The organism is Sphingobacterium sp. UBA5996 (assembly GCF_002429765.1).
GTDB lineage: Bacteria > Bacteroidota > Bacteroidia > Sphingobacteriales > Sphingobacteriaceae > Sphingobacterium.
The window spans coordinates 1-23,210 of record NZ_DJAS01000023.1 but is presented as its reverse complement, the minus strand read 5'-3'; the positions used below and the strand labels follow the sequence as shown (position 1 = coordinate 23,210).

Annotated in this window: 16 protein-coding genes; 10 read left to right on the top strand and 6 right to left on the bottom strand. The window is 41.7% G+C overall.

What is annotated here, in order from left to right:
- Position 1: 1 nt before the first annotated feature.
- The 3 genes from B3E00_RS17055 to uvrB form a co-directional block, all read right to left on the bottom strand.
- Entirely contained in the window at positions 2-1,252 is a 1,251-nt protein-coding gene (locus tag B3E00_RS17055; RefSeq protein WP_209578743.1) for a glutamate-5-semialdehyde dehydrogenase, read from the bottom strand.
- Positions 1,249-2,280, bottom strand: coding sequence for a glutamate 5-kinase (gene proB / locus B3E00_RS17050; RefSeq protein WP_209578744.1), 1,032 nt, complete (start codon positions 2,278-2,280; stop codon positions 1,249-1,251). Before proB ends, B3E00_RS17055 begins: the two co-directional genes overlap by 4 nt.
- A gap of 148 nt (positions 2,281-2,428) precedes the next feature.
- Positions 2,429-4,462 carry an excinuclease ABC subunit UvrB gene (uvrB, locus tag B3E00_RS17045; protein WP_209578745.1) on the bottom strand — a complete coding sequence of 678 codons (2,034 nt, stop codon included), beginning with the start codon at positions 4,460-4,462 and terminating at the stop codon, positions 2,429-2,431.
- A 284-nt stretch (positions 4,463-4,746) separates the two neighbouring features.
- On the opposite strand from uvrB, the gene upp reads away from it, so the two are divergent.
- The 8 genes from upp (at position 4,747) to B3E00_RS17005 (ending at position 13,400) form a co-directional block, all read left to right on the top strand.
- Positions 4,747-5,394, top strand: a complete 648-nt coding sequence (upp, locus tag B3E00_RS17040; RefSeq protein WP_209578746.1) for a uracil phosphoribosyltransferase — start codon at positions 4,747-4,749, stop codon at positions 5,392-5,394.
- Between the two features lie 104 nt (positions 5,395-5,498).
- On the top strand, positions 5,499-5,972 hold the full coding sequence (locus B3E00_RS17035) for a ribonuclease H-like YkuK family protein (RefSeq protein WP_209578747.1): 474 nt from the start codon (positions 5,499-5,501) through the stop codon (positions 5,970-5,972).
- Positions 5,973-6,046: 74 nt separating this feature from the next.
- On the top strand, positions 6,047-6,649 hold the full coding sequence (gene pnuC / locus B3E00_RS17030) for a nicotinamide riboside transporter PnuC (protein WP_209578748.1): 603 nt from the start codon (positions 6,047-6,049) through the stop codon (positions 6,647-6,649).
- Positions 6,650-6,672: 23 nt separating this feature from the next.
- On the top strand, positions 6,673-7,206 hold the full coding sequence (locus B3E00_RS17025; protein WP_293939449.1) for an ATP-binding protein: 534 nt from the start codon (positions 6,673-6,675) through the stop codon (positions 7,204-7,206).
- Between the two features lie 146 nt (positions 7,207-7,352).
- A complete protein-coding gene (locus B3E00_RS17020; protein ID WP_209578750.1) occupies positions 7,353-7,763 on the top strand; it encodes a BrxA/BrxB family bacilliredoxin in 411 nt (136 codons plus the stop codon).
- Positions 7,764-8,055: 292 nt separating this feature from the next.
- Positions 8,056-9,711, top strand: coding sequence for an amidohydrolase (locus tag B3E00_RS17015; RefSeq protein ID WP_293879480.1), 1,656 nt, complete (start codon positions 8,056-8,058; stop codon positions 9,709-9,711).
- Between the two features lie 123 nt (positions 9,712-9,834).
- Positions 9,835-10,740 carry a GLPGLI family protein gene (locus tag B3E00_RS17010; RefSeq protein WP_293879479.1) on the top strand — a complete coding sequence of 302 codons (906 nt, stop codon included), beginning with the start codon at positions 9,835-9,837 and terminating at the stop codon, positions 10,738-10,740.
- Positions 10,740-13,400 carry a hypothetical protein gene (locus tag B3E00_RS17005; RefSeq protein WP_293939447.1) on the top strand — a complete coding sequence of 887 codons (2,661 nt, stop codon included), beginning with the start codon at positions 10,740-10,742 and terminating at the stop codon, positions 13,398-13,400. Before B3E00_RS17010 ends, B3E00_RS17005 begins: the two co-directional genes overlap by 1 nt.
- Before the next feature lie 285 nt (positions 13,401-13,685).
- On the opposite strand, the gene lipA is transcribed toward B3E00_RS17005, so the two are convergent.
- Positions 13,686-14,567, bottom strand: coding sequence for a lipoyl synthase (lipA, locus tag B3E00_RS17000; RefSeq protein WP_046672297.1), 882 nt, complete (start codon positions 14,565-14,567; stop codon positions 13,686-13,688).
- Between the two features lie 149 nt (positions 14,568-14,716).
- Here lipA and B3E00_RS16995 point away from each other — a divergent pair, with 149 nt between their 5' ends.
- Entirely contained in the window at positions 14,717-16,975 is a 2,259-nt protein-coding gene (locus tag B3E00_RS16995) for a beta-N-acetylhexosaminidase (RefSeq protein WP_293939445.1), read from the top strand.
- 262 nt (positions 16,976-17,237) lie between these two features.
- On the top strand, positions 17,238-20,057 hold the full coding sequence (carB, locus tag B3E00_RS16990; protein WP_209578755.1) for a carbamoyl-phosphate synthase large subunit: 2,820 nt from the start codon (positions 17,238-17,240) through the stop codon (positions 20,055-20,057).
- A 46-nt stretch (positions 20,058-20,103) separates the two neighbouring features.
- Here carB and B3E00_RS16985 read toward each other — a convergent pair whose 3' ends face one another.
- Complete coding sequence (locus B3E00_RS16985; RefSeq protein WP_293939443.1) at positions 20,104-21,141, bottom strand: formylglycine-generating enzyme family protein; 1,038 nt, start codon at positions 21,139-21,141, stop codon at positions 20,104-20,106.
- Between the two features lie 67 nt (positions 21,142-21,208).
- Positions 21,209-22,615 (bottom strand): Gfo/Idh/MocA family protein, encoded by a 1,407-nt coding sequence (locus B3E00_RS16980; RefSeq protein WP_293939441.1) that lies wholly within the window; start codon positions 22,613-22,615, stop codon positions 21,209-21,211.
- Positions 22,616-23,210 lie beyond the last annotated feature (595 nt).

Sequence of the window (23,210 nt, the reverse complement as noted above, 5' to 3'; positions counted from 1 at the left end):
ATTATCGAATCTGACCGTTTCCGCGGACAATCCATTTCTCTGTAACCAACTTTTCTAATGCAAATGGCCCCCGTGCATGTAATTTCTGAGTAGAAATCCCTATTTCAGCCCCAAGTCCAAATTCTCCGCCATCTGTAAAACGTGTCGACGCATTGGCATACACCGCAGCGGCATCCACTGTATTTAAAAATTGCTCAATATGAAGTTCATTGGAAGAGACGATGCATTCCGAATGTTTGGAAGAATATTTTCCAATATGTTCCAGCGCTTCATCCAAACCGTCAACGGTTTTTACCGAACATTTCAAATCTAAAAATTCCTTTCCAAAATCCGCCTCTTCTGCTCGCTTTAAATTTGAAAAATTTTCATGTTTTAGTACCTGATAGGCAATAGCATCAGCAAAGACTTCAACTTGAGCCTCTTCGAGATACGGAGCCAGTTTAACTAAAAATTCCGTTACAACATCCTTATCGACCAAAACTGTATCCAAGGAGTTACAGACAGAAGGTCTAGAAATTTTAGCATTCGCGACAATCTTCGCTGCCATATCCAAATCTGCGGTACAGTCGACGTACGTATGGCATACTCCTGCCCCTGTCTCAATCACAGGTACTTTGGCGTTTTCCCGCACAAAATTGATCAATGACTGCGACCCACGTGGGATGATAATATCCACATAAGACGTCGCCTCCAGCAATTCTGAAACGTGCTTTCTGTCCACAGGCAACAGTTGTACAATATCCTTCGTAATACCTTGTTCGTTCAAAATTCCATGGATTACGGTTAATAAAGCTTGATTGGTATATTGGGCATCGGAACCGCCACGCAGCAAACAAACATTACCCGATTGAATACATAAAGCAGCAACGTCAATAGTAACGTTGGGCCGCGATTCATAGATTACCCCAACAACTCCAAGCGGAACAGTGATCTTTTCTATTTCCAATCCATTGGGTAGCACCTTTTTTAATAAGAGCTGGTTTGTTGGATCCGCTAACTGTGCAATCTGCTTCACACTATCAGACAAACTTCTTAGACGATCACCGTTGAGCAAGAGACGGTCTTTTTTGGGATCTTCATCAGACATGCGGTCCAGATCACTTTTATTGGCCTGTAATATAACCGACTCCTGTTCGACAAGAGCATCTGCAATAGCATTTAAAAGCGTTATTTTGGTTTCAGGTGCTAGCTTCTGCAATACATTTTTAGCGTTGGCCGCTGCCTGAAGTTGTTCTACAATGGATTCACTCATAACAATACGATATCATTTGCGTGTGCAATTTCTATATTTTTTTTACTGGATTGGGACAAAGCGGATGAATCCATTTTCGCCCGGGCAACGGCCACGGTTAAGCCTTCTAGATTGACAATATTTAACACTTCTCCCTTTTCAAAATGCTCGACGATTCGTGTAACACCGACAGCCAGAAGACTCTTGTGCTTTAATAACGCTTCCTCTGCTCCGCGGTCAACCATCAATTCTCCTTTAATTAAACTCCCGCTCGCAAGCCACTTCTTACGGGATGATATTTTCTTGCTTTCAGGTAGGCACAAGGTACCAGTCTCATGTTTCACTGCTTTCTGAATGGCATCCTCAGTTTGCATGCTAAAAATCACAACAGCAATCCCCATCTGATTGGCTAATCGGGCAAAATTCAATTTTGACGTCATTCCACCCAGTCCCACCGACGATTTGTCCTTCCTTGCCAATCCCAGGATGTCCCTGTCGATTGTTTCAATTTGCGGTATAATCTTGTTGTTTGTATCTAATACTCCTGGGACAGAAGTACTGAATAATAGTTTTTCGGCACCAAAGCCAACAGCAATCAAGGTTGCCAGCTCATCATTGTCTGAAAACTTTAGTTCTTTATTGCTCACCACATCATTTTCATTTGCGATTGGAATAACATTATTCTTCCACAATTCCTCGTATGTATTTTTCAATTGCAGAAATTGATCCCGATTGGAAAAATGATGTCGTTCACATAAGCTTTGTGCCAAAGAAATTTTGAAGGGTCGGAAATAAGTTGAATATGTATTGATCAGTATGGGGTTTCCAATTGCAGCGGCAGCCTTACGTTCTGATAATGTCCCCGTATAATTGGGCAAAAAACGTTTACCGGCAGCGACAGCCCCAGAAGACACCAAGACAATATTGTATTTCTTTTGTAAAGAAGCAATTTGCCTAGCGATCTCCAAAACAATACGTTCATCAACTTCTCCCTCTTTCGTGGTAATAGAAGCCGATCCGAATTTGACAACAAGAATTGGCTTTTTCATTTTCAAGTATGCTTTAGTTTAGATTTGAGCACTAATTTACTGAGAAGAATTTGATTTTTGCAAAATATGTTAACAATTGAACAATATAATTTTACAGAAAAAAACCACTTCACCCACAAAAAATAGGCACCTGAAAACAAAAGCCCCTTTAGAAGGAGAACCGTTCTTCATAAAGCTTCTCGAGGGAAAACATTTCATCACGATATTTCGCTGCTTCCAGAAAGTCCATATCCTTCGCAGCTTTATCCATTTTCTTACGGACGTTATCGATTGCTTTCTTCAGATCCTTCTCGCTCAGATACTGCATCACTGGATCAGCTGCAACAGCCTGCGATGGATCCGGTTCGACATAAATTTTAGGTTCAATACCTGAGAAATCGGCGACAGAGGTCTGCTCCAATATTTCCTCTCTAGTTTTGCCGACTGTACGCGGAGTAATGCCATGTTCCTGGTTATATTTCATCTGTTTGTCCCGACGTCGATTAGTTTCATCGATCGTCACACGCATACTGTCGGTCATTTTGTCTGCATACATAATAACCCGACCTTTATCATTCCGGGCAGCCCGACCAATCGTCTGAATAAGCGAACGTTCAGAACGCAAAAAACCTTCTTTATCTGCATCGAGAATAGCAACCAGCGTAACCTCCGGTAAATCAAGTCCCTCACGCAATAAGTTCACGCCGACCAAAATATCAAATTCACCTAATCGAAGGCCGCGTAAGATTTCTACCCGCTCCAAGGTTTTAATTTCCGAGTGTATATAACGAACTTTTAAGTTCAGCTTGGTCATATATTTGGAAAGTTCCTCCGCCATACGTTTCGTCAGTGTAGTTGCCAGCACACGCCCACCTTCTTTGATGGTCTTATCCACCTCTTCCAAGAAATCATCGACTTGATTGATCGCTGGTCTCACTTCAATAATCGGGTCTAGGAGCCCCGTAGGACGAATCACCTGTTCAACCACCACACCCTCTGTCTGTTGCAGTTCATAATCACCAGGAGTAGCTGACACATAAATTGTCTGGTTCGTCAAAGATTCAAACTCCGGAAAGTTTAAGGGTCTGTTATCCAAAGCCGCAGGCAATCTGAATCCATGTTCCACTAAAGAGACTTTTCGTGATCGGTCGCCACCGTACATTGCACGCAATTGGGGTAAGGTCACGTGGCTTTCATCAATGACCAACAGATAATCCTCCGGAAAATAATCCAGCAAACAGAAAGGACGCATTCCTGGCTGCCTACCGTCGAAAAAGCGGGAATAATTTTCTATTCCTGAGCAATAACCCAGCTCGCGCATCATCTCCAAATCATAATTGACACGTTCCTCTAAACGCTTTGCTTCGAGCATCAAGCCCTCGGCTTCCAATTGGGTTTTCCGCTGCATCAATTCATCTTGAATAGCCCAAATCGATTCTTTAAATTTTTCCTTCGGCGTAACGAAAAGATTGGCCGGAAAAAGGGCTAAATCTTCCATTTTATGGAGCGTTTTACCAGATACAGGATCTATCTCACTCAATTCATCAATTTCATCCCCAAAGAAGGACACACGAATTGCAAAATCCAGATACGCTGGATAAATATCCACAGTATCTCCCTTAACGCGAAATGTACCACGTTTAAACTCTGTGGTCGTGCGTGAATATAAAATTTCAACTAATTTATGCAGAAAAGCATTTCTCGTAACCGTCATCCCTACGCCGAATCGAAAGATAGAACGGGAGAAATCCTCTGGATTTCCCATACCGTAGATACAAGACACAGAAGAAACCACAACGACATCACGACGCCCCGACATCAAAGCGGAAGTGGTGGCCAAGCGCAACTTTTCAATTTCTTCGTTAATCGCTAAATCCTTCTCGATGTAAGTGTTTGTAGAAGCAATAAAAGCTTCGGGTTGATAATAATCGTAATAGGACACAAAATAGTTGACCGAATTATTGGGGAAGAACTGCTTGAATTCACCGTACAATTGAGCCGCCAACGTTTTATTATGGCTTAAAATCAATGTTGGCTTTTGCGTTTCCTGAATCACATTGGCCACAGTAAAGGTCTTACCCGATCCTGTCACTCCCAAAAGCGTTTGGTATTGCTCTGCCTGCTCTACTCCAGCAACCAATTGCCTAATCGCTTCGGGCTGATCGCCGGTCGGCTTATACTCTGATGTCAATTCAAATTTCATATACTTCCTATTTCTTAAACAAAACTATCTCGGCCTTTTCCAGCAAACATTGCACCAGTAATAGTTTGAGCGGCAAGCACAAAACTGTTCTTTTTAAACTGATGATTTTAATCTGCAAACAGGACGTTTTTTCGAGATGCGATCCAGGCCACATCCAGTAGTGTTGTAAAACAAATTTACTAAAAATTTTACCATTTGAGTGCAAACTATAATAATACCGTAGATGTTATTACTTTCAATTGATTATTTATTATCTTTAGCTTCACTGAACTAGCACACACGTCATGGTTACTATTCTATCTACCCAAAATAGCATTGCAAATCATTTTATCGCCGAGTTGAGAGATATTCATATTCAGCAGGATCGCATGCGTTTCCGCCGGAATTTGGAACGATTGGGTGAAATCTTCGCTTATGAGATCAGCAAGACGATGACCTACACGCCCATTGAAGTTGAAACTCCGCTGGGTGTGGCCAAAACTCAACTCCTGATGGAACAACCCGTGCTCGCTACGATTCTGAGAGCGGGTCTTCCGTTTCATCAAGGGCTATTAAATGTGTTTGACCGCGCCGACAATACGTTTATTGCCGCCTACCGACATACCAAAAAAAGCGGCGAGTTTGAGATTCACAAAGAATATGTGAATACCCCCAATTTAGACAACCGCACCGTGATTGTAGTGGACCCAATGCTGGCGACAGGAAAAAGTCTCGTGTTATGCTGCCGGGATCTTTTGGCCGAATACGATATCAAGGAATTGCACATTGTTGCGGCCATCGCTTCCGAAGAAGGAATAAATCATGTGCAGGCGTTTATTCCAACAGCGCACATCTGGGTAGGTGACGTCGATCGCGAACTGACCTCCAAAGCCTATATTGTGCCGGGACTCGGCGATGCAGGAGATCTGGCCTATGGTGCAAAACACCACTAATGTGGATAAATTATTTAAAATTAAATTAACACTTAGCTCATTGAAATTCAGTAAATTTATGTCAATGATGAAGTTGAATTTTGTTATATCTAATTTATATCGCTATGAGATGGCAAAAATACAATGGCGAATCCATTCGCTCCACAATTTTCGATGCTGTTGAAGAAGTCATAAAACGCGAAGACGCCCTCGGGAATAAGCTCAAGGTTTACATCGGCACCGATTCCCAAGTCAAGCGGGGCATCATCGACTTCGCAACAGTCATCGTCTTTCTCAGGGAACATAAAGGTGGATTTATGTTTATCCAACGTGACAAAAGGCATCACCGAATGAGCATTAAAGAGAGGATGCTGCTCGAAGTGCAAAAATCCATCGATATAGCCTATCAACTCTGCCCCCTCCTCGAAAAACACAAAGTGGACCTTGAAGTCCACGCCGACATCAACACCAATCCAAGTTTCCAGTCGAATGTTGCTCTAAAAGAAGCCATGGGCTATATTATGGGTATGGGATTTGTCTTTAAGGCTAAGCCGGAGTCTTTTGCCAGTACCAACTGTGCCAATAAACAGGTTCAATAATCGACTATTGGATAAACAATTACTGACTATTGGTTGGACTTTGTATATTTAGGGTGTAATTTTTAACACACCACATGCAGGATTTTTTTCAGCAGATTGCCCGCCAATTTGCCCATACCTCTTGGCTCGAATGGTTAGGTACACTGACAGGCTTCCTTTGTGTCTATTTGGCCGCTAAGCAAAACATATGGAATTGGCCGATTAGTATCATCAGCGTGGCGTCCTATGCTATTCTGTTTTATGATGCCAAACTATACGGAGACACTGTCCTGCAATTCTACTTTTTATCTACTGCTGTTTACGGCTGGTACTATTGGATAAAACGAAAAGAGGAAAAAAAGAAACCCATCGTCAATGCTAACAGCAATCAATTGCTTCTCTGCTGTTTAGCCATATTTATCCTCACCATCTCCATCGGGTACCTTCTCGACCGCAAAACTAATTCGGATGTGCCCTACATTGATGCATTCTGTACATCGGTAAGTTTTGTCGCCCAATTCCTGATGACCAGAAAAGTCCTCCAGAACTGGCTACTTTGGGTGTTTGTAGACATTTGTTATATCCCACTCTACATCCATAAAGATCTTATGTTGACAGCCGTGCTTTATTTTGTCTTCGCGGTCATCGCCTGGAATGGCTACCGCGATTGGCAGAAAACCTATAAAAATTTTGCGTAATATTGCCTATCAAAACGATCGATGTGGGAAAAGAATGTATAAAAATTGCTGTTGTTGGCCCCGAGTCTACTGGAAAATCAACGATGGCACAGTTTCTTGCCAAAGAGTTTAAAACGGTATGTGTACCCGAATATTCACGCTATTATTGTCAAGGCCTCAACAATAAATACACCTTACAGGACGAAGTCAATATGTTTTATGGACAGGTCGCACTTGAAGAAGCACTGGTTCCATTAGCTCAAGGACAAATTCTTATTTGCGACACGACCTTCCTTACCGTAAAAATCTGGTCTGATTATCTATTTGGCCATACTCCAGAAGAAGTTACCGATAAAATCCAGCAACATCCCTACGACCTTTATCTCCTGATGGATATCGATCTGCCCTGGCAGGATGATCCGTTACGAGATTTCCCCGAACAACGGGATCATTTTATGGAAATCTGGAAAGGTGAATTGACAGCCCTTCATGCACAATATCGCATTGTGTCTGGGCTCGGTGAGCAGCGTCTTGAAAATGGACTTCGCGCAGTAAACGATTTTCTGACATTGATTTGAGACAAGCATCTTGACGAAGCTGCCTTTTACAGCTATATTTGTACAAGTGAAATAGAACTTGCGGTGCCTGACCCGATCTAGGTCAAGGATAGGAAGTTTTATCACACACAATTGAAATAGAATATTAACATTTTACTTAAGAAATAATGTATCCAGAATATTTAGTAGCTCCAATGCGTCAAGAATTAGTTGATGCAGGATTCGAAGAATTAAAAACACCTGAAGCAGTTGATCAGGCGATTGCATCAGAAGGAACCGTTTTTGTGGTTGTAAACTCTGTTTGCGGTTGTGCGGCAGCAAATGCTCGTCCTGCTGCAAAAGCTGCTGTCAAAAATGAAAAACACCCTGCTAAATTAGTAACTGTTTTTGCAGGTATGGAAACGGATGCTGTTAACACTGCTCGTAATTACATGTTGCCTTATCCGCCATCTTCTCCAGCAATGGCTTTGTTCAAAGACGGAAAACTGGTACACATGATTGAAAGACATATGATTGAAGGTCGCCCAGCTCAAATGATCGCTGACAACTTAGTCGCAGCATTTGACGAGTACTGTTAATCACGTATTTTGATTTTTGAATTGAAAAGGCTATCCAAATTTAATTGGATAGCCTTTTTTGCTTTTTAAAATGCAGCAGCATACAGTGTATCCCCATATCCTTCCTTCAAGGAACGTTTCATATTTCATTACTTAACAGGTTATCTTTTTCTTAGCCATACACCATAAAATAGCCTAGGTTCTTTGCCAAAGGGCATTCCACCAACCTGTCAAAACCTCAAACCTGAGCTCCAGTATACCTTGCCACTAACTCAGATGCAGTTTATTAAAAGCTTTTTTCTATTTTTAGGCTATGAAAACCCTTCCAATAACCATTCTTTTTTTCTGCTTGACGATCATCGCATGCTCTCCACAAACCAAAGTGGACTTTATTGTATATCATGCGCAAGTATATACCGTAGATTCCACATTTAGTACAGCACAGGCATTTGCGGTCAAAGATGGTAAATTTATAGCCATCGGTTCGGATGATGAAATACAGCGGAAATATAAAGCAAAGGAAAAGATTGATGCAGAAGGAAAACCCATTTACCCCGGATTTTATGACGCCCATGCGCATCTGTTTGACGAAGCCGAATTAATGGATCAAGTCGATCTAAACGGGGCTGACTCCTTTGAAGAGATCATTCAACGTGTCAAAAACTACAGGCAGAAGAATCCAGACAAAACCTGGCTGATCGGTGCAGGTTGGGACCAAAATCGCTGGAAAGATAAAGCTTTTCCCACCAAAGATTTGTTGGATAAAGCATTCCCTGATATTCCCGTTTATCTTATGCGGGTAGATTATCATGCGGCCGTCGCCAATTCCAAAGCGCTGGAATGGGCCAAATTAACCAGTACTCCCAGCATCCGCGGTGGGGTGGTCGGGGGGATCAATAACATACCAAATGGTCTGTTGATCGACAATGCAATGGAGCTTGTCAATAAGACAATCCCTGTTCCCAACGAAAAGGAATACTTAAGAATGATCAAACGCACACAGGACTCTTTACTTTCTGTAGGTCTTACCTCAATTGTTGATGCAGGTTTATCAAAAGAGAGACTCGAACTTTTAAAAAAATACTACCGCGAAGGCCAGCTAAAAATCAGAGATTATGCCATGATCCTCGGTAGTCCTCAAAATATAAAATCATTTATCGACCAAGGTTTCTATGAGACCGACCGGTTCGAAATCAAAGGGTTTAAACTACTTGCCGATGGTGCGCTGGGTTCCCGTGGAGCCTGCCTCCTCGCCCATTACCATGATGCACCCACACATGGTTTTTTACTTCATAGTCCGCAGGAGTATGAAGAAATGATCAAACAGATCGCTGCAAGCAAATTTCAGGCAAATACCCATGCCATAGGCGATTCGGCCAATCGTATTATCTTGGATATCTACGGCAAATACCCGCACAATAACAATGACCGGAGATGGCGTATTGAGCACGCTCAGATTATATCGCCTACAGATTTTGACAAATTTAGAGAGTACCAAATCATCCCTTCAGTACAGCCCACACATGCCACCTCAGATATGTACTGGGCCAAAGACCGGCTAGGGGCAGAACGTATGAAAGGCGCTTATGCTTATAAGCATCTGTTGGAAGAATACGGGAAACTCGCTTTGGGAAGTGATTTCCCGGTAGAACACTTCAATCCTTTATATGGTTTCCATGCAGCAGTGGCTCGTGTCGACAAAAAAGGGTATCCAGACCAGGGATTTCAGATGCAAGACGCGATAAGCCGTGAAGATGCCCTGCGAGGAATGACCATATGGGCGGCATTCTCGTGCTTTCAAGACAAGAAACGGGGCAGCATCGAAGTTGGAAAAGATGCGGATTTTGTTATCCTCGAAAAGGATATCTTGAACATCCCGAATGAGCAACTGCGAAATGTAAAAACAGAACGGACAGTCATTGCTGGCGAGACGGTTTTTAATAGCAACACGAATAGAACCACTCAATAACCCGTTAGTAACGAGCCTTGTACTGATCTCTATTTCCTTTGCCTTCCAAAAATCAAGCGCGAAAATGAAATAAATCTTGATTATTACGAATATTTCGTACATTTACGATATAAACATAATTTTATGAAATATACATTATCATTTCTACTAGCTGTCATGACACAGTTATCATTTGCACAAGAAAGTGCCCCAGCTATTGCCAAGGTTCACTACGAATTCAAACATGTAAACGATAGCACCCAACTGGATCAATTTATACGAGACGAAACTGTTACCTACCTCAATCAACAAGGAAGCTATTATACTTCCTACTCGACCAAGCGTATGCAGGAAGAGGTCAAGAGACAAATGGAGGGCCCTGGCTTCGACGGTACACTAACCATTACTAAGCGCTCTACGCCATCAAGTTCTTCCTATTTATTAGACGCCAATCAAAACAAAATGACCGAAGTGATTAGTGTTGCCAGCGACAATTTTGCCATTCCACAGTCCTACCCCACACAAGATTGGGAAATGCTGAGCGATCAGAAAGAGATTGGTGGATACCATTGTCAGAACGCAAAAACAACATTTAAAGGCCGAACCTATATCGCCTGGTTTACAACCGAACTGCCGTTTCCCTATGGTCCCTGGAAACTCCATGGTCTTCCCGGTCTAATCCTGGATGCCCGAGACACAAAAAATGAAGTAATTTTTGCTTACGCTGGATTCGACAAAATTGAGGATGGCAAAACCTCGGTCGCTCTGCCGCAGAATGTCATCACAACCACTGCAGAAGAAGTAAAAAAAATTCAGGAAGCCTTTAAAGCCAATCCGCAAGCCTACCTGCAAGCGCAGTCGGGAAAAAACAGAACCATCAGTGTAGGTTCATCAGGAAACATGGCCGTGGTTAAATCCAGTTCCGGCTCTGGAGGGGGCTCCCCGGTTGGTGCTTTGGATCCGTCAAAAATAAAGAGTTTCAATATTTCAAAAGACGATAAATACAAACCTTCAAAAGTTACCAATAATCCGATAGAGCTGACGCCTTAATGAAAGTATTTCTATGTTTATTAATAGTCGTATTGCTTGGGCAGAGCATCTTTGCCCAGCAAACGATTAGTGGAACAGTCCAAGTGGATAAAACATTTCGTACTGTACCCTACGCCAGTGTTAATATCCTCTCAGGAAATAAAATTATTGCCTTTAAACCGACGGATAAAGAGGGTCGCTTTGCCGTTACCTTAACGAAGGACTACACAAACATCTACCTGCAGATCAACCACCTAACCTATGAGAAATTTGAACGTAAACTTGGTTCTCAGACCTCAAATCTCCGGATTATACTCCTTCCAAAAAACAATCTATTGCAAGATGTCGTTGTAAAAAGCAAGCCAAAGGTCACCCGTTCCAATGATACCATCTCCTACGATGTTGGCTCTTTTGCCAAAGAAGAAGACCGAAATATCGGTGATGTCATCAAGCGCCTTCCTGGCATGGAAGTGACTGAATCGGGTCTTATTAAATACCAGGACAAAACCGTTTCTAAACTTTACATCGACGGGGACGACCTATTGGAAAATCGCTATGGAATCGGTACACGGACTATCCCACACAAAATGGTGAAGGACATTCAGGTGCTCGACAACCATGAACATTATAAGGTTCTCAAAAATAAAAGATTTACAGACGACGTTGCTATTAACCTGGTTATTAAAGACGAAGCGAAGTTAAAACTCACGGGACAGGCTAAAATCGCTGCCGGTCCCCCTAGTCTGTACGATCCCGAACTGAATTCCATCTTATTCAACAAAAAAGTAAAGATGCTCAATGTCCTCAGCGGGAATAATACCGGTAAAGATCTTTCTGGGGATATCATCGGCGGCAATCAGTCATCTTTATTGGCCAAATTTGGCAGCTCGGCAATCAATAATCTTCTGGCGACCAGTACAACAGGCAGTCCCAACATACCTAAAAATAATTATTATTTCAACAATACAGGCTTACTCAATACCAATAACTTATATAATCTCAAAAATGGCTGGCAATTAAAATCCAATATTCAGGTATTATACGATACCGACAAGCAAAATAATGCTTCCAGTACACAATACCTGCTCGATGAGGGTGATGTTTATTTTAATGAACAAAATCACCTAAAAACAGCGCGGTGGCTTGGCGCGGCCAGGCTTTCGGCATCCACCAATACGGAACAGAAATATGCGAGCAATAGCTTATCACTTGAGTATGAAAAAAAAGATATAACAGCATTGCTAACAAACTCTTCGGGCCAAATCGACCAATTCCAAAAACACCACATTAAGGGATTCAGTAACTTGTTCAGTTATATCCCGCAACTTAAAAATAACGACATCATTGCTATTAACTGGTCTCTAAATTATGGCAGCAAGCCACAGTCTTTACAGATCTATCCCGGTGTTTTTCCTGAAATACTCAACGATAGCATTCCCTATAAAAGTAGTCTTCAGCAAATTGATGTACCCTCATTTTTTACAGAGATCAGTACAGGTTATCGCTTCAATAAAGGTAGAATAAAGCAGTACTATCAAATTGGATTCAATACAGATCGTCAACATTTCAACTCTTTACTAACCATAGCGGACAATGACCAAGGTAGTCGGCCACTCGGCGAAAGGATGCATAATGATCTGCATTGGAACAGAACCCAAGCATTCATTACACCTCAATATTCCTGGAAAAACAAATGGTTTGAAACCCAGTTGGATATTCCGGTGAACTATCTATATACACATTATGAAGATGACGGTCAGGAGTTGACGAGCTCCAAAAATTCAGTGCTGGTCAATCCCAATCTAAAAGCACGATGGCAGGTTTCTCAAGAAGATTATCTTCAATTTAACTATCAGTACGCACAGGACATTGGTAACATTGAAGACATATACCGCGGAGCAGTATTACGTAACTATAGAATGCTGAGCCAAAATAATGCGGCGCTAAATGAATCTCAAAAGCATTCATTTAATCTGAATTACAATCTCGCACGTACCCTAAAAGTATTATTTGCACATGCTGGTATCAGCTATTCAAGATCACTTTCCAACACGATATTATCTTCCGTTATAAAAAATAACATCACCGAAAATATCCTGGTCAATATGGATAACCTGCAGGAGCGATGGTCTTCACAGATCGGGTTTGATAAATACATTTTCCCCCTGGCAAGTACCCTCAAACTAAAAGGAAGCATTTCTTACTTCAAATACAATCAATTGTTAAACAATGCCCTAGTCCCTATTCGAAGTATAAGCTATCAATTTCAGCCTAGTATAGAAGCTAAAGTCTTTCAATCTTATCACATTTCCTATTCAGGACTATTCAATTGGAGCTGGAGTAAACAACAAGGGCTGGGCAATGTGATCCAAAATAAAACCACCACAATGATGCATAATATAGGCTTCCCGGTTAACCCCTTCCAAAACGGCTTCATGCGTGTGAACATCCGCAATCTCGCTACTTTCCAAACAGACATGAAGAATGCAAGTTACACCTTCATAGACTTTTTTGCGCGCTATAAGGTCAACAAATGGAAAATGGACTTCGAATTGGAAATGAATAATTTGGCCAATATCAAAAACTATCGCACCTATATGATGACCGCCAATATGATTGCCCAGAGTGAATTTGAGCTTCGGGGAAGAACCATTTTACTGCGTACAGTTTTTAACCTCTAAGGCATCAGACCACCTCGGAAAAAGACAATTGCGTTGGCCTAATGTTCGTCTATTGTTGTTTTATTATTGCGCCTATAGACCAATATCTTCCGATCGAAGTTTTCTATTTTCAAGCCGGCCAGTAGTATTGAAAATGAGCGAAAGGCTTTTTAACTCACCAAATCGGGTATTTTCAGAAAAAAGAAGCCTGAGCGAAAAATCACTCAGGCTTCTTTTTTATATCTTGAAAAGATAATTCCACTATAAGGCGAAATATACCTTCCAAAAAAACTTTAAACCCGTTTTCTATTGCATGTCGAATAAATGTTTTTCAGCATGGTAAGATGAACGTACCAATGGTCCAGATTCTACATACTTGAATCCCATTTCCAAACCGATTTTCTGATATTTCTCAAACTGCGCCGGTGTGATCCACTCGATAACCGGATGGTGAGCTTTTGTAGGCTGTAAATATTGACCCAAGGTCAAAATGTGTACGCCAACATTATATAGATCTTGCATGGCCTCGATCACATCTTCTTCTGTTTCACCCAAACCAAGCATAATACCTGATTTTGTACGGAGACCCGCTTCAGAAATTCTGCGCAGACATTCCAATGAACGATCATATTTCGCTTGAACACGAACCTCTCTTGTCAGACGGCGAACCGTTTCCAAGTTGTGTGAAACAACCTCGGGGCGAACTGCGATCACGCGGTCTAAATTATCCCATTGTCCTTTAAAATCCGGCAGAAGTGTTTCCAATGTCGTTTCAGGGCTTTCTCTGCGGATAGCGTTGATGGTCTCGGCCCAAATAATTGAACCACCATCCTTTAGATCGTCGCGATCTACCGAAGTAATCACACAATGTTTAACCTGCATCAACTTAACCGAATTCGCCACCCGATTTGGTTCATCCAAATCTACCGCTAGCGGCCGGCCAGTTGCTACCGCACAAAACGAACAAGAACGTGTACAGATATTCCCCAAAATCATGAAGGTTGCCGTTCCAGCCCCCCAACATTCGCCCATATTCGGACAATTTCCACTCTCACAAATTGTATGTAATTTATGCTCGTCTACAAGACTTCTGACATGTCTATATTCTTTACCAACAGGCAATTTGACACGCAACCAATCAGGCTTGCGCTGTGCAGGAGTTGCCGGAATAACTGGAAGTTCAATCATACAACAAAGTTAAGGATTAAAAATGTAATTTCTAACCGTCAATTTGTTGGTTTTATATCATAAAAAATGACCGATTGTATGCGGTAATGCAATAATGAAACAAAAATTAAGATATTTGTGTTGGTTATCATTAATCTAACAACAAAACTATGCGACTGAGCCAATCTTTATCCATATTGTTACTTGGGGGTGCCTCCATCTTTGCTGCACAGGCCCAAACCAACTTTGACATTATACCCAAACCTTCGAAAATCATATTGGCTACAGGGACATACACCATTCCTGCGCATGTCCCGGTCATTGTTTCAGATGAGTTTCAGGAAGCGGCCCAGCTGCTTACGGAACATCCTGCCATTAAAAGTTTAACTGTCGAAGTACTCAAGAAAAATAAAAAAGCACCAAAAGAAGGTTTTCGAATTGTTAAAGCTGTCGACGCTGACAATGTGAGCAAAAATACCTACTCCATTCAAATCGATGAAAAAGGCCTTCTACTCAGAGCGTGGAATGTGCCTCAGGTTATCAATGGGATTTATACCCTCATTCAATTAGGCTACCTACAAGCTGACCCAGGTAAAATAGCCTATGCGACAATAGTCGATGAGCCTCGCTTTACCTACCGTGGCCTACACCTGGATGTATCGCGCCATTTTATGCCCTTATCCTTTGTAAAAAAGTATATCGACATCATGGCCATCTATAAGTTCAACAACTTTCATTGGCATTTAACCGACGGCGCTGGATGGCGGCTCGAAATCAAAAAATATCCTGAATTGACGCAAAAAGCCGCCTGGCGTACCCATACAAGCTGGAAAGATTGGTGGAATAATGGTCGCCAGTATGTAGACAAAGGTACGCCTAATGCCAGCGGTGGATTCTATACGCAGGAAGAGGCTCGCGAATTGGTCGATTATGCCGCCAGAAAAGGAATCAATGTCATCCCTGAGATTGAAATGCCAGGACATTCTGAAGAAGTATTGGCCGTCTATCCGGAACTCTCTTGTTCAGGAAAACCTTATAGTCAAGGCGAATTCTGTATCGGAAATGAAAAAACCTTTGAGTTCTTAAAAAATGTATTGGATGAAGTCCTTACGATATTCCCTTCTCCGTACATCCATATCGGCGGTGATGAAGCCGAGAAAAAGCATTGGGAAACCTGTCCAAAAGATCAGGCACTCATGCAAAAAGAAGGATTAAAATCTGTCGATGAACTGCAGAGTTATGCGATCAAGCAAATGGACGTATACTTGCAATCCAAAGGGAGGAAACTGATCGGTTGGGACGAAATTCTGGAAGGCGGCCTCACTGAAGGGGCGACGGTCATGAGCTGGCGCGGTGAAGATGGCGGCATAAAGGCCGCTAATGCCGGTCACGATGTCATCATGACTCCAGGGTCACACCTCTATTTTGATTCTTATCAGACAGACCCTCGTACACAGCCTGAAGCCATCGGCGGCTATCTGACTCTGGATAAGGTCTATTCCTATGATCCAATTCCATCAGCCATACAAGGAGATAAAGCCAAGCATATTCTCGGTGCACAGGCCAATATATGGACAGAATATATCCCTACCACCGAACATCTCGAATATATGGTATTTCCACGGGCGCTAGCATTGGCTGAGGTCAACTGGACCAACAAAGATGCGAAGAACTGGGCAGACTTTCAGCGCCGACTACAATCTCATTACAAGCTATTACAGGATCTGAACGTTAACTATTATCGTCCTTCCTATAATGTCGCTTATACGGCAACATACAATGCCGCAAAAAACAACAATAAAATCACGTTAACAACAGAACAACTTAAAACAGATCAGATTCGATATACGATAGATGGCAGTGAGCCTACCATCCAGTCAACACCGTATACGGGGCCATTTGAATTGAGCTCTACAGGACATATCAATGCCGCGTATTTTCAAGATTCGATCAAAATAGGCCCTACGCTATCCTTTGCTATTGATATCCACCGCGCCATTGGAAAAAAGGTAACCTACAATTCACCATGGTCGGGGTATCCGGCACAAAAAGATTCGACCTTAACAAACGGAATCATGGGCGGGCTCTCCTATCATGATGGGCAATGGCAAGGATTCACGAGCCCTATTGATGTTGTTGTCGATATGGAGAGAAGAGAAGAAATACATTTGGTAGCCATGAATTTCATGCAGCTTATTGGACCTGGTGTGTATATGCCCGGAGAAATGGAAGTGCTGCTTTCGGATAATGGCCGTACTTTTAGATCCGTCGGAACGATTAAAAATGACATCTCCGATAAAGAATCAAAATTGACTTTTAAAAGGTTTGAACTTAAGCTGGACAAAGCGCAGCAAGCGCGTTATATCAAAATCAAAGCGAGCAACACTAAAAAGGGCTTCCTATTTACGGACGAAATAATCGTCTATTAACAAAATCGAACACCCTTATCCAATACGAGTTGGAGAACATTTTACTTATGTTTTTTAACTCGTTTTTGCATTTTAAGACGCACCTTTCCAACAAACCAAATGTTTTTTTTAAATATTCTTAAAATAAATACTTAATTTTCAAATTTTAAAATGTAACTTTGCACTCCGACAAAGCAGTCGGAATGACCCTTCCCCATGAGCTATTTTTGATTGTCTTTGCTCAGATTTACAATAGGAAATTTAATTTTTTGAACTAGATATAATGCCAAGAAACACTTCCATTAAGTCGGTTTTAATCATCGGATCAGGTCCCATCGTTATCGGTCAAGCTTGTGAATTTGATTATTCTGGATCTCAAGCATCCCTTTCATTGAAAGAAGAAGGTATTGAAGTATCCATCATCAACTCAAACCCTGCAACAATCATGACGGATAAAGTTGTTGCGGACAATGTCTACTTACTTCCATTAACCTGCGAAAGTATTGAAGAGATTTTGCAAAAACACAACATTGACGCTGTACTTCCTACCATGGGTGGACAGACCGCTTTGAACTTATGTATCGAAGCTTCCAACCTAGGTCTTTGGGAAAAATACAACGTAAAAGTTATCGGTGTTGATGTTGCTGCCATTGAAAAAACTGAAAACCGTGAAGAATTCCGTCAATTAATGGTTGATATTGGCGTGGGCGTTGCAACATCCAAAATTGCAAACTCATTCCTAGAAGGTAAAGAAGCTGCACAAGAAATTGGCTATCCGCTTGTTATTCGCCCTTCGTATACCCTTGCTGGTACTGGTGGCGGATTTGTTCACAGAAAAGAAGATTTTGATGCAGCCTTAAATAGAGGTTTACATGCTTCACCAACACATGAAGTTTTGGTTGAACAAGCTGTATTGGGTTGGAAAGAATTTGAGCTCGAACTGCTTCGTGATACCAACGACAATGTCATCATCATCTGTACCATTGAAAACTTCGATCCAATGGGTATCCACACTGGAGACTCGATCACGGTTGCTCCGGGCATGACATTATCAGACAAATGTTACCAAGATATGCGTAATCAGGCTATTCTGATGATGCGTTCCATTGGCACATTTGCCGGTGGTTGTAATGTTCAGTTCTCTGTAAACCCAGAAAACGAAGAAATCATTGCCATCGAAATCAATCCACGTGTATCACGCTCTTCCGCTTTGGCGTCCAAAGCAACAGGTTATCCAATTGCAAAGATTGCAGCTAAATTAGCAATCGGTTACAACTTGGATGAATTGCAAAATCAGATCACGAAAACAACATCCGCATATTTTGAACCAACGTTAGACTATGTGATCGTAAAGATCCCGCGTTTCAATTTCGATAAATTCAAAGGAGCAAACAAGGAATTAGGTCTACAGATGAAAGCGGTAGGTGAAGTTATGGCAATCGGCCGTACATTTATCGAAGCTTTACAAAAAGCCTGTCAATCCTTGGAGACTGGCCGCGCTGGTTTAGGTGCCGACGGTCGTCAATGGAGAAACTTAGACGAGATCATGGATAGTCTGGAGCATCCAAGTGGTGACCGCTTGTTCCATATCAAAGATGCTTTCGAATTGGGCGTTCCTTTGGAATCTATCCGTAAAGCAACTCGTATCGACAAATGGTTCTTAGTGCAGATCCAGGAGTTGGTACACCTTGAACAAGAATTACGTCGTTACCAATTGAACAATATCCCACGCGATTTCTTCATGACCTTAAAACAAAAAGGTTATTCAGATGTACAAATTGCTTGGTTGTTGGGTAATGTAACAGAAGATCAAGTTTACGATCGTCGTAAGGAGTTAGGCATTAACCGTGTTTACAAAATGGTAGATACTTGTGCCGCAGAATTCCCTGCACAAACACCATACTACTATTCGACTTTCGAAGAAGAGAACGAATCCATCTCTTCAGATAGAAAGAAAATCATCGTTTTAGGTTCCGGCCCAAACCGTATCGGTCAAGGTATCGAGTTCGATTACTCGTGTGTACACGGCTTATTGGCGGCTAAAGAATGTGGTTACGAAGCGATTATGGTTAACTGTAACCCAGAGACTGTTTCGACAGACTTTAATATGGCTGACAAATTATACTTCGAGCCCGTATTCTGGGAACACGTACGTGAGATCATTGAATTAGAAAAACCAGAAGGTGTTATCGTACAGCTGGGTGGACAAACAGCGCTTAAAATGGCTGAACGTCTGGAGCAGTTAGGTGTAAAAATTATCGGTACTTCGTTCGAAAACATGGACTTGGCAGAAGATCGTGGCCGTTTCTCCGATCTTTTAAAAGAATTGGAAATTCCATATCCAAGATACGGTGTCGCGACATCGGCAGAAGAAGCATTACAAGTAGCAAACGAAGTGGGATATCCTGTATTGGTCCGTCCTTCTTACGTATTGGGTGGACAAGGGATGAGCATCGTTATCAACGACGAAGACTTAGAAAAAGCGGTTGTCAACTTGTTGAAAAACCTTCCTGGAAACCATATTCTGATCGATCACTTCCTGGATCGTGCCGAAGAAGCTGAATCAGATTCAATCTGTGATGGTGAAGAGGTACACATCATTGGTATGATGGAACACATCGAACCTGCAGGTATCCACTCTGGTGACTCATCGGCGGTATTGCCTCCATTTGGCTTGTCACAAGCTGTTCAGGACAAAATGGAAGAATACTCGATCAAATTAGCAAAAGCGTTAAATGTCCGTGGTCTACTAAACATCCAGTTTGCTGTCAAAGGTGAAAATGTATATGTTATCGAGGCTAACCCACGTGCATCCCGTACAGTTCCTTTCATCGCAAAAGCTTATGATGTTCCATACATCAATATTGCTACTAAAGTCATGTTGGGCGCTAATAAATTAAAAGACTTCACAATCGAACGTAAGCTGAAAGGATTTGCAATTAAAGAACCGGTATTCTCTTTCAACAAATTCCCGGAGGTGGACAAACAATTAGGTCCTGAAATGAAATCAACTGGTGAAGCAATTCGCTTTATTAAAGATCTTCAAGATCCATATTTCAGAGAATTGTACAATAAAAAATCAATGTTTTTGAATGCCCAATAAGGCATATTAATCAACTAAAAAAAGGCTTGCGATTGCAAGCCTTTTTTTAGTTGATATCTTTTACACAACGAAACCCAACATTATTGGTGGGGCTGTTGACTTCGCCCTTTCCCCTACTTCCGGCTTTATACCTTTCACAATATTGATCATTGCAAAGAAATGATCCACCGCGCTGAACGCGTTTCTCCAGATTTGGTTCCTGCGGATCATAAGAATCTTGTGGTCCTTTGGGGTTAGCAATTGTACTATACTGATAATAATCGGGTCTATATAAATCAGCGCACCATTCCCACACATTTCCTTCCATGTCATATAGCCCTAGCGCATTTGCCTGAAATGATTTAACGGGTGCTGTTCCTTCGAATCCATCTTCTTTAGAATCCTGAATAGGAAATTGTCCCTGGTAGATATTTGCTATCCATTGTCCATGAGGTTTCAAATCTTTGCCCCAGTAATATAGATCGTCGTTCGCATCGTTCCGTGCTCTTGCTGCATACTCCCATTCTGCTTCCGTAGGTAATCGTTTGCCTGCCCATTTCGCGTAAGCTGCAGCATCTTCATAGGCAACCTGGACAACCGGATGATTCATTTTGTTTTTTATCGAGCTATTGGGTCCTTCTGGATGCTGCCAATTTGCACCAGGAACGTATTCCCACCACATCAGATAATTATTTAATGAATTCAGTTCTTTGGGCTTGGAGAATACGGCTGAACCCGCGACCAACATTTTGGGATCAACTTCCGGAAAATCCTGAGGATCCAGTTCCCTTTCCGCCACTGTCACATAACCTGTTTCCTTTACGAACGCTGCAAACTGCGCATTTGTCACCTCGTGCTCATCCATATAAAATGAATGTAATTCAACCCGATGTAATGGCTTACTATCTTCAAAATTCGAACTCCCCATTAGAAATGTCCCGCCCTCGACCAATATCATCTTGTCAGCGGTATTTCTATTTAACTTATTGATTTGAGATTTAATTATGCCCGCCCGCGTTGGTATATTTTCCCCAACACAACAAGAAAGTGTATCATTTGCGGAAAACAACGATAAACAGGTCATTAGGGTTAGATTGAATAACATAATTAAAGATAAACATAAAAGGGGAACATTAAAAAGTTCCCCTTTTATTAATTACTAACACACCGAGCTATACACCCAATTGTATATTTTCTTTTTTTGCAGCTCTTGAACGAATAGGTGTATTACCACCACCTTTCAGCGTAATGTCAACAGGATTGTTATCTTTCCACGCTCCTTTCGTAAAATCCGGTATATCAACGGTCTTGCAGTTCTTCGCTACAGATTCAAAGCTCAATGGTACAACACAGCTCCACGAAGCAGCATCATAGACATCTTGATCCAGCGGTAATCCATTACGCAAACAGTCGATCAGACGCCAATCCATCATAAAATCCATTCCACCATGTCCACCCACCTGTTTTGCCTGCTCTCCAATATACTTCACCAATTCGGGCGTATATTTATCATACAGCTCTTTTAACTTTTGCTCTGAAATGAATTCATGGCCAAATGCAATATTTTCTGTCGGGTATTTTTGAGCAAAACCTTTCGTACCGCTCAGTGTATGTAATCTGGAGTAAGGTCTGGGGGAAGTAACATCATGCTGCAGCATAATCGTTTTTCCTTTTGCGGTACGGATAAGTGTTGTATTCATATTTCCGCGGTAGTTCTTTCCGACAAATTCCTGAAAAAAAGAATCCTTGGTGGCTAATTCTTTTGCCTTTTCACCCATCATGAAATCATTCGAAGACATGGCGACAAGATGATTCATTTTATCCCCTCTATTGATATTCAGGCACTGCGCTACAGGTCCGAGTCCATGCGTAGGATATAAGTTTCCATTCAGTTTTATATTCTCTCTCAAGCGCCACATGTTATCATAACCATTCTTTGCAAAATTCAGATCCAGCAAATCATGGATATAAGCACCCTCGGCATGGATAAGTTCTCCAAACAAGCCTTGACGTACCATGTTCAACGTGAGCATTTCGAAGAAATCATAACAGCAGTTTTCCAACATCATACAATGTTTCTTAGTCGCTTCCGAAGTCTTTACTACCTCCCAACAATCTTTTATCGTCAATGCGATTGGCACTTCACAAGCCACGTGATTACCCGCTTTCATTGCAGCAATGCTCATAGGAGTATGATAGTCCCAAGGAGTACAAATGTAGACGAGGTCAAGCTTTTCCTCTTTCAACAACGATTTCCATCCATCTTCGCCAGAATAAGCTTTGGGAGCCTTCAAACCTTTTGATGTGACGATCTTTGTTGCACGTTCGACCCGGTCTAGATGCTTGTCGCAAAGTGCGACAATTTCGCAACCTTCAATATAAGACAGTCGTTCAACAGCTCCAGGTCCACGCATACCAAGTCCAATTACTGCTACCCTGACCTTATCAATTTTAGGAGCTGCATAACCGCACATATTAAACGACTCTCCTGATCCATTGGCATTCACCAACGCAGGAAGTGAAACAGCCAGTGTTGACAAAATTCCGGCCTTTTTTAGAAAATCTCTTCTAGAATCCATAATTTAAAGTTCATATAAAATTAAAGGGACCAATTGGTCCCTTTAAAAAATCACCTATTTTAAAACAAACTAAACAGTCAATAGAAAAATCCATTTTGGGGTGGATTTTATTCGGTTCTATTTAAAGAACTTAATCTCTGTGACAATGATAGGGCACTTTTTCCGAAATAAAAAATGAAATATGAAAGCAATCGTTTGCTCAATTTACACAAACGATTGCTTAATTTGTTATATTTATTGCTTTCTGCTATTGGCCATGACGAATTATTTCGCCATTAAATCTGTATTCCCAAATTACGATTATAGCCATGTTATCCCTTGAAGCTAGATTGTCTAGATGGATACTATGCTGATATACCTCACAGAAGAGCGAGTTCCTGTCGATGAAAAATGCTGCTATACCGTTATGGCGATCGTTAAACTATATTCCGGAACGAATAAACTATTTACATCTTTTAACCGGATACAGTTATAGAAGATCCATGTAGCAACTACTGGAAATACGAATGATAGCACATAGAAAGTGGACCGTCACTGGGCCCGCAGCGGGTAAGAATGGGAACGGAACATCGCCGATGGACCAGCCGCATCTATG